Source organism: Pseudomonas sp. A-1, assembly GCF_004801855.1.
GTDB lineage: Bacteria > Pseudomonadota > Gammaproteobacteria > Pseudomonadales > Pseudomonadaceae > Geopseudomonas.
Window position 1 is genome coordinate 46,975 of sequence record NZ_SSTC01000023.1, and the last position, 10,848, is coordinate 57,822.

The window sequence follows — 10,848 nt, forward strand, 5'->3', positions numbered from 1 at the left end:
GGGGCGCACCGCTCGCGCGTCGAGCGGCGGGAGTATGCCCAAGGCGGCGGCAGCGTCGAAGTCGATCAAGGTCTTACGCGGCGATGGCGGCGGCGCGCGCGCTTTGTGCGTTGCGTCACATTCCCGTGCGTGACACGGTGCCGCAGGGCGTGGCCCGGCCATGCCGCCATCCGGGAGCCGTCGCCGCTGGCCGGCACGCCCCGCCCCGCGGCCGGACGGGCCGCGGGGCGGGGAACTCAGTTGGCGTACTTGTAGCCGACCTCGCCGTGGCTGGAGAGATCCAGGCCGTAGACCTCGTGCTCCTCGTCGACGCGCAGGCCCCGGCACAGCAGCGCGGCGAGCTTGAACGCCAGCCAGCTGCTCAGCGCCGAGTAGAGGATGCTGAACAGCATGGCACCGCCGTTGACCGCCAGCTGGTCGAGCAGTCCGCGTCCTGCGGCGAAGCCCTGGCCGCCGAGGACGCTCATGGCGAACACCGGGGTGAGCAGGCCGCCGACGATGCCGGCGACGCCGTGCACGCCGAACACGTCGAAGGCGTCGTCCAGGCCGATCAGCGGCTTGAGCCTGTCGACGGCCCAGACGCAGATCGGTGCGGCGATCAGGCCCAGGCCGATGGCGCCCATCGGGCCGACGAAGCCGCACGCCGGGGTGACCGCGACCAGCCCGGCGATGGCGCCGGACACCGCGCCGAACATGCTCGGCTTGCCGCGGTAGCTCCATTCGGCCAGCAGCCAGGCCAGCGCGCCGGCGCAGCTGGCCAGCATGGTGTTGACCATCACCAGCATGGCGAAGCCGTTGGCCGCCAGCACGCAGCCGCCGCAGAAGCCCAGCCAGCCGACCCACAGCAGGCAGCCGCCGGTGACGGTCATGGTCATGTTGTGCGGCGACAGGGTCGCGGTGCCGAAGCCGCGGCGCCGGCCGATCAGCCAGGCGCCGACCAGCGAGGCGATGCCGACGTTGAGGTGCACCACGTTGCCGCCGGCGAAGTCCTGCACGCCGAGGGCGAACACCCAGCCGCCGCCCCAGGCCATGTGCGCCATGGGGATGTAGTTGAGGGTCAGCCACAGCGCCATGAACACCATCACGGCGGAGAACTTCATGCGCTCGGCGAAGGAGCCGACGATGATCGGCGGGGTGATGGCGGCGAACAGCAGCATGAACAGGAAGTACAGCAGCTCGGGGATGCTGCCCTGCATCGAGTCCGGGCCGACGCCCTGCAGGAACAGCTTGTCGGTGCCGCCGATGAACGCCTGCAGCTCGCCGCCGTCGGTGAAGGTCAGGCTGTAGCCGTAGACGGCGAACAGCAGCGCCATCAGCGCGGCGCCGGAGAACACCTGCATCAGCACCGACAGCACGTTCTTGCTGCGCGCCATGCCGCCGTAGAACAGGCCCAGGCCGGGCAGGGTCATCAGCAGCACCACCAGCGCGCACACCACCACGAAGGCCGTGTCGCCGCTGTTCAATGTCGGGGCGGCGTCATCCGCCCATGCTCCGATGGAGCCCGATAGCAGGAGCGTGCCGATCAGGCTGCGACGCAGAAGTCCGAATCGCTTCATGGTCTGTTCCTCTGGTTGAGTGGTAAGCGATGAGCGGGGGAGCGGCGCTCAGGCGCGCACGCGGCTCTTGTCCGGGTCGTAGAAGATCGGCGCGCACACCGTGGCGGCGATGCGCTTCTGCTGGCCGTCGAGCTTGCCGATCTCCACCGCCGTGCCGGGCGTGCAGTAGCCGATGTCCAGCCGGCACAGGGCGACGTTCCTGCCGGTGATCGGCGAGCGGGTGGCGCTGGTGACCACGCCGATCTGCGCGCGGCCGTCGTGCACGCAGTCGCCGTGCTGGGCTTGTTCGTTGCCCTCCAGCTGCAGGCCGACCAGCCTGCGCTGCGGGTGGGCGCTGCGGCGCAGCAGGGCTTCCCTGCCGATGAAGTCGTCCTGCTTGCTGTTCAGCGGCACGCAGAAGCCGATGCCGGCCTCGAACGGGTCGGTCTGGTCGCAGAACTCGTAGCCGGCGAAGATCAGCCCGGCCTCGATGCGCAGCATGTCCAGCGCGTGCAGGCCGAGCGGCACCAGCCCCATGGGCTCGCCGAGCTGCCACAGGCGCTGCCAGACCTGCATGGCGTCGCTGGGGTGGCACCAGATCTCGTAGCCCAGCTCGCCGGTGTAGCCGGTGCGCGAGACCATCAGCGGGCAGCCGTTGTAGTCGCCCAGGCGACCGACCAGGAAGCGGAACCAGCCGAGTTCCTCCAGTTGCGGCTGGCTGGGTGGCGTCCAGATCAGTTGGCTGAGCAGTTCGCGCGAGCGCGGTCCCTGCACGGCGACGTTGTGGACCTGCTCGGAGGCCGACTTCACCCACACCTTCATGCCGAGCCGTTCGGCCTGCTGGCGCAGCCAGTCGCCGGCGAAGTCCTCGCCGCCGATCCAGCGGAAGGCGTCCGGGCCCAGACGCAGCAGGGTGCCGTCGTCGAGCATGCCGCCGTGCTCGTAGCACAGCGCCGAGTAGACCACCTGGCCCACCGCCAGCTTGCGCACGTCGCGGGTCAGGCAGTGGTTGAGCAGCGCCTCGGCGTCCGGGCCGAGCACCTCGAACTTGCGCAGCGCGGAGAGGTCCATCACCGCCACCCGTTCGCGGCAGCCGTGGTACTCCTCGATGGCGCCGAAGCCCGCGTAGTGGGTCGGCGTCCACCAGCCGCGGTAGTCGACGAAGTTGCCGGTCAGCGCGCTGGTGCCGGGATGGAAGCCGCTCTCGCGGGTCAGCACCGGGTCGGCGTCGGCGGTCTTGCGGGTGGCCATGGCCATGCTGAAGCGCTCCTTGGCGGAATACACGCGGATGTGGATGTCGGTCGGCTGCCAGCCGTTGGCCGGGTCGATGTCGTCCGGGCAGGAACTGCTGGCGCACACCAGGTCGGTCAGCGCGCGCAGCAGCACGTAGTCGCCGGGGCGCGACCAGGGCTCGTCGACGGTCAGCTGCTGGTGGGCGTCGATGCCGGTGTTGAAGAAGAAGTTGATCGCCGGCCAGCCGGCCCGGGCGCCGACGCCATGGGCAGCCAGCGCGCGGCTGAGGTTGTCGCTGCAGTTGGCGTGGCCGAAGTAGCCCTGGCTTTCGTAGTAGCGCGCGGTGCAGGCGAGGGCGAAGGTGTCGTGGCGGCCGACGGTGTCGCGCACCACCTCGAGCATCGGCTGCAGGTTGCGGTCGAAGAACCTGGAGAACAGCCCCGGCCCGGGGTAGGCGTTGCCGTTGAGGGTGCGGGTGACCGTTGGGTCGAGGTCGATCTCGCGGCCGGCGTCGAGGCCGCGGCGGTCGAAGGCGACGAAGTCCGAGCACTGCCGCCCGGCCACGTCGAGCACCTGGAGGTACTGGCCGGCTTCGACCACGTAGTCGCGGGCCGTGCCGGGGCTGATGGTGAACTCGTCGATCACTTCGCCGAGCGGTGCCGGCAGCGGCGGCGCCAGCACGCTGCGCGGGTTGACGCGCTGGATGACCAGCCGCAGTTCGCTGGCGCGCTGCTGGCAGTCCACCGCGACCCGACCGCCGGGGGCGGCGACGATCACCAGCAGTTCGGCGCTGGCGGTGAGGCTGCGGGAGAAGCCGGCCGCGGTGTCGCTGTCCCACAGGCGGGCGGCGTCGGGCAACTGGCGGCAGTCGATGTCGCGCCGGGCCAGGCCGAGACGGGTTTGCAGCGATGCGGCGCTGGCCTCGCCGAGCAGCTCGGCGATGAAGCGCGCGCCGGGGCTGGCGCTCAGGCCGAGGGCGCTCAGGGCGGCACGGCCGCCGGCGAAGGCCAGCAGCTCGGCGCTCTGCCGGCCTTCGAGGTCGATCACCTCGAGACGGTCGCCGGGCTCGAGGGCGACCACGGTCAGCCCGCCGGGGGCGACGCGGTGGCGTTCCAGCGCCGGGGCGCGGGCGAACAGCGCGGGTTCGCGCGGTCGGGAAATCACGGGCGTGTGCATGCAAGGCTCCTGCGCGAGGGCGCGGCGGAAGTCTCCGGGAGGACAGGTCTCGTGGGGTGCGCCGCGCGCACCGTGTGGTGGCGCCGTCGAGGTCCGGTGGGTGCGCCGTGCGCACCATCGGGCACGCGCGTGGTGCGCATGGCGCACCCTACGGGTGTCAGCCGACCGCCTTGAGCGACTGCTCCGGCTGGTCGGACAGGTAGGCGGCCATCGAGTCGTCCAGCGCGTCGAGCCAGGGGGTGTGGTGGGGGGTGGCCAGGGTGCCGGTCATCAGCGAGCGATGGCACTTGTCGCGGTAGCCCATGATGTCCGCGTACTTGTCCTTCTTCCATTGCAGGAAGGTCTGGTTCACCGCGGCGATGTCGAAGCGCGGATAGTCGGTGGCGTCGATCAGCTGCTGGATGTACTTGCCCTGGAACTCGAACATTTCCCTGGCGTCCTGCAGGGTTTCCTCCTCGGCGCGCCAGGCGAGGTTCTCCGCGTGCATTTCCTCGCGCCCGGGCAGGGCGATGCGGCCGAGCAGCACGTCGCGCACGTACCAGGCCTGGGCGTCGAACATGTTGAAGCTGTACCACTGGTCCTGCATGCCCAGGTAGATCAGCTTCGGGTTGGGCTCCCAGAACACGCCCTTGTACAGGTTCAGCGGCCACAGGCGGTTGTCGGTCTTCAGGCACAGTTCCTCGGGCAGGAAGGGGAAGTGGTGCTTGTAGCCGGTGCACAGGATCACCGCGTCGATGTGCTTGTGGCTGCCGTCGGCGAACCAGGCGCTGTGACCCTCGACGCGCTCCAGCAGCGGCTTCTCCTCCCAGTTGGCCGGCCACCGGTAGCCCATGGGCGCGCTGCGGTAGCAGCTGGTGATCGAGCGAGCGCCGTACTTGTAGCATTGCGAGCCGATGTCCTCGGCCGAGTAGCTGGCGCCGACGATCAGCACGTCCTTGCCCTTGAACTCCAGCGCGTCGCGGAAGTCGTGGGCGTGCAGCACCCGGCCGGCAAAGCTCTCGAAGCCCGGGAAGTAGGGCACGTTGGGGGTGGAGAAGTGGCCGCTGGCGCAGACCACGTAGTCGAAGGTTTCCGCGTAGGTTTCGTGCTTCGTGTAGTCGTGCACGCTGACGGTGAACAGGCCGCTGGCCGGATCGAAGCTGACCTGGCGCACCGCGCTGTTGAAGCGGATGTAGTCGCGCACGCCGGCCTTCTCCACGCGGCCCTTGATGTAGTCCCACAGCACTTCGCGCGGCGGGTAGGAGCCGATCGGCCGGCCGAAGTGCTCGTCGAAGGTGTAGTCGGCGAACTCCAGGCACTCCTTGGGCCCGTTCGACCACAGGTAGCGGTACATGCTGCCGTGCACCGGCTCGCCGTTCTCGTCGAGGCCGGTGCGCCAGGTGTAGTTCCACATGCCGCCCCAGTCCTGCTGCTTCTCGAAGCAGACCAGTTCGGGGATCTCGGCGCCCTTGGCCCTGGCGGACTGGAAGGCGCGCAGCTGGGCAAGGCCCGAGGGGCCGGCGCCGATGATGGCGATGCGAGTGGTCATGGTCAGCTCCTGGGAACGGTGAGTGGCGGATTCTTGGGAAACAAAATTTCCCGTTGCGAATTACGCTACCGTGACCGCGCCGCGGCGAAACTCTGCCGGTGGAGATACGCCGTTGGAGGTAGATCGGTGGCTGATCGGCGCTGAAGCACCGCGAACAGGCGGGCAACGGACGCTCTGCTTCGCGTTGGTGCAGGGGGGGTTGATATGCCTGGAGGGAAAGATGGTTTCCTGCAGGTTTCGCGCGGCGACGCGCCTGGGGCACGGAACTTGCTGCGTGGTTCCGGCGATCCTTTCTGCGAGGGACTACCCATGGCGTCGCACGCGAACATGCCCACCCGCCGGCTGGGAGAGCGGGGATGATGGGCGCCCCGGGGCCGGGCGCGCCCGAGTTGACCGAACGGGAACGGCAGACCCTGGCGCTGATCGCCGAGGGCCTGAGCAACAAGCTGATCGCCCGCCAGCTGGGCATCAGCGACGGCACGGTGAAGGTTCACGTCCGCCACCTGCTGAGCAAGCTCGGCCTGCATTCGCGCCTGGAGCTGGCGGCCTGGGCCCATCGTTCCGGCGAGCAGCGGGAGGCGTCGCTGCCGGAGGTGCGTCACCTGGCGGTCGGCCCGCAGGATCTGGGCAACCTGCTCGACGACCTGCCGCTGATGCTCTACCGCTGCCGCAACGACCCGCACTGGAGCATGGCCTACGTCAGCGGCGGTTGCCTGGCGCTGACCGGCTACAGCCCCGCGCAGTTGGTCGGCAGCCGGCGGCTGAGCTGGAACAGCCTGATCCATCCCGCCGACCGCCAGCGGGTGTGGCTGGCGGTGCAGCGCGGCCTGCAGGAAGGCCGCCCCTTCAGCGTCGACTACCGCCTGCTGTGCGCCGACGGCAGCGAGCGTCCGGTGCAGGAGCGCGGCTGCGGCATCTACGCAGGCAGCGGCGAGGTGCTGGAGCTGGAGGGGGTGGTGATGGCGCGTTAGCGGCATTCATCCAGGCCGACTCGCTACCTTGGTACTGGCTTTCCGTAGTGCTTTTGTAGTGCGGCAAAAAAAACGCTACAAAACTGTTGACGAGGGCCCATCCCGCATTGCAGGATGAAGCCACTCCCAGACGCGGGGGCCCTGGCAAGGGGTTCCAGCGTCTCTCCGGCCCACCAGCCGGACTCCCGTGCTTGTACTGCCCACAAGGCAGACTGATGAAGTTGACTGGCAAGTTCGTCTGCGGACGAGAAGCGCTGGTGAAACGTCTTCATGATGCTGGCCAAGGCCGTATGCTGCTCGGTTGAGCCTTCCCGCATCTTCGAACGTCCACCTCCTGCTCCCCGACCCTGCGATCCCGCCGCAGGCTTCAACGCTCTGCCGCCTTCTGTAGCTCGCTTGGATCAGCGCTACATCAGGCTCAGGTTGAGAGGCGACCCAGCGTGCACTCGTCGGCCTACCGCCGACGGTATCCGGGTCCACCCAAATTCAGAATCGACGTTTTCGACCGACAATTAAGGGGCTCACACCATGAATCTGAACAACCAGCACACTCCCGAAGACCTGGCCAAGCTGTTCGCCACCCGCAAGGACACCCACGGCAGCCACATCCTGTGGATCAGCGAGTGCGGCGAGGTGCACCTGGACACCCTGGCACCGGAACTCGGCGAGGACGAATTCGAGAAGCGCACCCCCGGCATGCGCGCCCGCCTGCGCACCTACCACCGCGGCAAGGGCTACGTGGGCAAGAAGGCCGCCGCCGACAAGGAATTCATCGGCCGCGTGTACCAGACCCTGCAACAGGAATGGCCGGCAGTTCGCAGCCAGCCCGAGATCGCCTACATCGATCGCTACTGCTGATCGCGGCTGAAACGAGCAACAACCCTCAGTTTTGCCTGACCCTCGCGGGTCAGGCTTTTTTTTTGCGCGCTCATCCGCCTTCCGTCCCCTGGTCTGGCGAGCCACACCGGGCGGTCTTTACTGAATGGGTCATCCATCCGCTCGACGAGGGCCATCATCATGGCCAAGACGATGAAAGCGGCGGTTGTCGCCGCATTCGGCAAGCCGCTGGAGATCCGCGAAGTACCGGTACCCACCCCCGGTCCCGGCCAACTGCTGGTGAAGATCGCCGCCTGCGGCGTCTGCCACACCGACCTGCACGCCGCCCAGGGCGACTGGCCGGTCAAGCCCCAGCCACCGTTCATTCCCGGCCACGAGGGCGTCGGCCACGTGGTCGCCGTGGGCGCCGGGGTCACCCACATCAGGGAAGGCGACCGGGTCGGCATTCCCTGGCTGCACTCCGCCTGCGGCCATTGCGAGCACTGCCTGGGCGGCTGGGAAACCCTCTGCCTCGCGCAACACAACACCGGCTACTCGGTGAACGGCGGCTTCGCCGAATACGCGCTGGCCGAGGCCGAGTACGTCGGCCGTCTGCCGGACAACGTCGGCTTCGTCGAGATCGCGCCGATCCTCTGCGCCGGAGTGACCGTCTACAAGGGCCTGAAGATGACCGATACCCGTCCGGGCCAGTGGGTGGCGATCTCCGGCATCGGCGGCCTCGGTCACATGGCCGTGCAGTACGCCTGCGCCATGGGCCTGAACGTCGCCGCGGTGGACGTCGACGACGCCAAGCTCGAGTTCGCCCGGCGGCTCGGCGCCAGCCTCACCGTCAACGCCCGCCAGCAGGACCCGGCGGCTTACCTGCAGCAGGAGGTCGGCGGCATGCACGGCGTGCTGGTCACCGCCGTCTCGGCGAAGGCCTTCGAGCAGGCCCTGGGCATGGCCCGCCGCGGCGGCACCGTCGCCCTCAACGGCCTGCCGCCCGGCGAGTTCAGCCTGTCGATCTTCGACATGGTGCTCAACGGCACCACGGTGCGCGGCTCCATCGTCGGTACCCGCCTGGACCTGCAGGAGGCGCTGGACTTCGCCGGCCAGGGCAAGGTGCACGCCACGGTCGCCAGCGAGCCGCTGGAAAACATCAACGACATCTTCGCCCGCATGCACAGGGGGCAGATCGAGGGGCGCATCGTCCTCGACTTCGGCGCCTGAGCCAGCCGCCGGGGCGGGCGTCGCTCAGTGCGCGCCGCCCTGGCGCCACTGCCGCGGGCTGACGCCGAACCAGCGGCGGAAGGCGCGCGAGAAGGCGCTGGTTTCCGAGTAGCCGAGCAGCGGCGCCAGCTCGGAGATCGGCAGCTGCTGCTGGCGCAGGTAGTGGGTGGCCAGCTCGCAGCGCACCTTGTCGACCAGCTGGCTGAAGGTGAGGCCCTGCTCGCGCAGGCGGCGCTGCAGCGACCAGCTGGCCAGGCCCATCTGCTCGGCGACATCCTCCAGGCTCGGCTCGCCGGCCAGCAGCTGCTGGCGCACCCGGGCGCGGGTGTCGTCGACGATGTTCGGTGCCTCGCGGCCGGCCAGGCTGAGCTGGCGCAGCGAGTCCTGCATCACCAGCAGCAGGGTCGGGTTGTGCTCGGGCATGGCGCGGCCGAGGTCGCGCTTGGGGATCAGCAGCGAATTGCACGGCTGCTCGAAGTACACCGGGGCGTCGAACACCTTGCAGTGCTCGTGCCAGTGCTCCGGGCGCGGGTGCTCGAAGTGCACGGCGCGCGGCGCCCACTGGCTGCCCAGCACGTGGCGGATCAGGTTGAGAGCCATGCCCAGGGTCAGCTCGGCATCCTGGCGGCGGACCAGGATGGCGCCGTGGCGCACCTGGTAGTCGAAGCGGTAGCACTCGCCCTCGTCGACCAGGCGGATCAGGCTGTTGCGCTGGTGCAGCGGGAAGGCGCGGGCGAAGTTGATCAGCGCCTGCTCGAGGGTCGCCGAGCACAGGCCGATGTAGCCGAGCAGGCCGAGTTCCTGCGGCCTGAACTGCTGGCCGTAGTAGAGGCCGAAGTTGTCGCAGCCGGACTGCCGCGCCGCTTCTTCCAGCACCTGGCAGTAGTTGGGCAGCGCCAGGCTCAGGGTCGGGTGCTGCAATTGCTCGGGGTCGATGCCCGAGACGCCGAGGATACGGTCGGGATCGCCGCCGTGCCGGTCGATGAAGCTGCACAGGCCGCTGGCGGCCGCGGCCAGCACGCCGCTGTGGCGCTGGGCGGACAACTCCGGCAGGCCGGCCAGGCCGGCAGGAGGGGCGAGCAACGGGCTCATGGTGGAACTCTCCGCAGGAACAACCGGCAATCCCAAGCAAGTTCCGCGCCGGGCTCTCGCATGCCGCGCCACCCCAGCGCTGGCGCGGTTCACAGGCCGGCGCCGGAAGCGTTCCGCACCGGGACGGTGCGCAAGGCGGGTGGTTTGGAAACACCCGCAGCGCAACGCCACGGGCGATTTGACCGCGGGTGACACGCGGCCGGCGGCGACGCAAAAGTTGACTTCGCACGACAGCACCTCTCCGCGACGGTCAAGTCAGGCGGGGACGGGCGGCGCATGATCGTCTCCAGGCCGCCGCGCCCCGCCGTCAGTGCGCAGCGCCACAACTACAAGAATCGTCGTTTCGGAGAACCCGCATGATCTACGCACAACCGGGCAGCGCAGGCGCCATCCTTTCCCTCAAGCCGCGCTACGGCAACTACATCAACGGTGAGTTCGTCGCGCCGGTCAACGGCCGCTACTTCACCAACACCACGCCGGTCACCGGCGAAGCGATCGCCGAATTCCCGCGCTCCGATGCCGCCGACATCGAGCTGGCGCTGGACGCCGCCCACGCCGCCGCCGATGCCTGGGGTCGTACCTCGGTGCAGGATCGCGCCAACATCCTCTTGAAGATCGCCGACCGCATCGAGCAGAACCTGGAAGTGCTCGCCGTCGCCGAGACCTGGGACAACGGCAAGGCCGTGCGCGAGACCCTCAACGCCGACGTGCCGCTCTCCGCTGACCACTTCCGCTACTTCGCCGGCTGCATCCGCGCCCAGGAAGGCAGCGCCGCCGAGATCAACGACACCACCGCCGCCTACCACTTCCACGAGCCGCTGGGCGTGGTCGGCCAGATCATCCCGTGGAACTTCCCGCTGCTGATGGCGGCCTGGAAGCTGGCCCCGGCGCTGGCCGCCGGCAACTGCATCGTGCTGAAGCCCGCCGAGCAGACCCCGCTGTCGATCATGGTGCTGGCCGAGATCATCGCCGACCTGCTGCCGCCGGGCGTGCTGAACATCGTCCAGGGCTTCGGCCGCGAGGCCGGCGAGGCGCTGGCCACCAGCAAGCGCATCGCCAAGATCGCCTTCACCGGCTCCACCCCGGTTGGCTCGCACATCCTCAAGTGCGCCGCCGAGAACATCATCCCCAGCACCGTCGAACTGGGCGGCAAGTCGCCGAACATCTTCTTCGAAGACATCATGCGCGCCGAGCCTGCGTTCATCGAGAAGGCCGCCGAGGGCCTGGTGCTGGCCTTCTTCAACCAGGGCGAGGTGTGCACCTGCCC

At 69.0% G+C, this 10,848-nt stretch carries 8 protein-coding genes; 4 read left to right on the forward strand and 4 right to left on the reverse strand.

Annotated features, from left to right (window positions below; translation table 11 throughout):
- Nucleotides 1–236: 236 nt before the first annotated feature.
- The 3 genes from E5198_RS07345 to E5198_RS07355 form a co-directional block, all read right to left on the reverse strand.
- Nucleotides 237–1,556: an ammonium transporter gene (locus tag E5198_RS07345; protein WP_136489349.1), complete on the reverse strand. Its 1,320-nt coding sequence runs from the start codon at nt 1,554–1,556 to the stop codon at nt 237–239.
- Between the two features lie 48 nt (nt 1,557–1,604).
- Entirely contained in the window at nt 1,605–3,944 is a 2,340-nt protein-coding gene (locus tag E5198_RS07350) for a DUF1989 domain-containing protein (RefSeq protein WP_136489350.1), read from the reverse strand.
- A gap of 157 nt (nt 3,945–4,101) precedes the next feature.
- Complete coding sequence (locus E5198_RS07355; protein ID WP_136489351.1) at nt 4,102–5,472, reverse strand: NAD(P)/FAD-dependent oxidoreductase; 1,371 nt, start codon at nt 5,470–5,472, stop codon at nt 4,102–4,104.
- Between the two features lie 356 nt (nt 5,473–5,828).
- On the opposite strand from E5198_RS07355, the gene E5198_RS22325 reads away from it, so the two are divergent.
- The 3 genes from E5198_RS22325 to adhP all read left to right on the forward strand — a co-directional run bounded on the left by E5198_RS22325 (nt 5,829) and on the right by adhP (nt 8,489).
- Complete coding sequence (locus tag E5198_RS22325; RefSeq protein ID WP_136489352.1) at nt 5,829–6,443, forward strand: PAS domain-containing protein; 615 nt, start codon at nt 5,829–5,831, stop codon at nt 6,441–6,443.
- Nucleotides 6,444–6,971: 528 nt separating this feature from the next.
- Complete coding sequence (locus E5198_RS07365; protein ID WP_136489353.1) at nt 6,972–7,301, forward strand: hypothetical protein; 330 nt, start codon at nt 6,972–6,974, stop codon at nt 7,299–7,301.
- A gap of 159 nt (nt 7,302–7,460) precedes the next feature.
- On the forward strand, nt 7,461–8,489 hold the full coding sequence (adhP, locus tag E5198_RS07370) for an alcohol dehydrogenase AdhP (RefSeq protein ID WP_136489354.1): 1,029 nt from the start codon (nt 7,461–7,463) through the stop codon (nt 8,487–8,489).
- 24 nt (nt 8,490–8,513) lie between these two features.
- On the opposite strand, the gene E5198_RS07375 is transcribed toward adhP, so the two are convergent.
- Nucleotides 8,514–9,581 (reverse strand): AraC family transcriptional regulator, encoded by a 1,068-nt coding sequence (locus E5198_RS07375; protein WP_136489355.1) that lies wholly within the window; start codon nt 9,579–9,581, stop codon nt 8,514–8,516.
- A gap of 356 nt (nt 9,582–9,937) precedes the next feature.
- On the opposite strand from E5198_RS07375, the gene E5198_RS07380 reads away from it, so the two are divergent.
- The coding region (locus E5198_RS07380) for an aldehyde dehydrogenase family protein (RefSeq protein WP_136489356.1) at nt 9,938–10,848 on the forward strand (911 nt) is incomplete at its 3' end.

Excerpts from the sequence above, each read along its gene's own strand:
- E5198_RS07345 (WP_136489349.1), bottom strand. The coding sequence starts at position 1,556 with ATGAAGCGATTCGGACTTCTGCGTCGCAGCCTGATCGGCACGCTCCTG.
- E5198_RS07350 (WP_136489350.1), bottom strand. The coding sequence starts at position 3,944 with ATGCACACGCCCGTGATTTCCCGACCGCGCGAACCCGCGCTGTTCGCC.
- E5198_RS07355 (WP_136489351.1), bottom strand. The coding sequence starts at position 5,472 with ATGACCACTCGCATCGCCATCATCGGCGCCGGCCCCTCGGGCCTTGCC.
- E5198_RS22325 (WP_136489352.1), top strand. The coding sequence starts at position 5,829 with ATGATGGGCGCCCCGGGGCCGGGCGCGCCCGAGTTGACCGAACGGGAA.
- E5198_RS07365 (WP_136489353.1), top strand. The coding sequence starts at position 6,972 with ATGAATCTGAACAACCAGCACACTCCCGAAGACCTGGCCAAGCTGTTC.
- adhP (WP_136489354.1), top strand. The coding sequence starts at position 7,461 with ATGGCCAAGACGATGAAAGCGGCGGTTGTCGCCGCATTCGGCAAGCCG.
- E5198_RS07375 (WP_136489355.1), bottom strand. The coding sequence starts at position 9,581 with ATGAGCCCGTTGCTCGCCCCTCCTGCCGGCCTGGCCGGCCTGCCGGAG.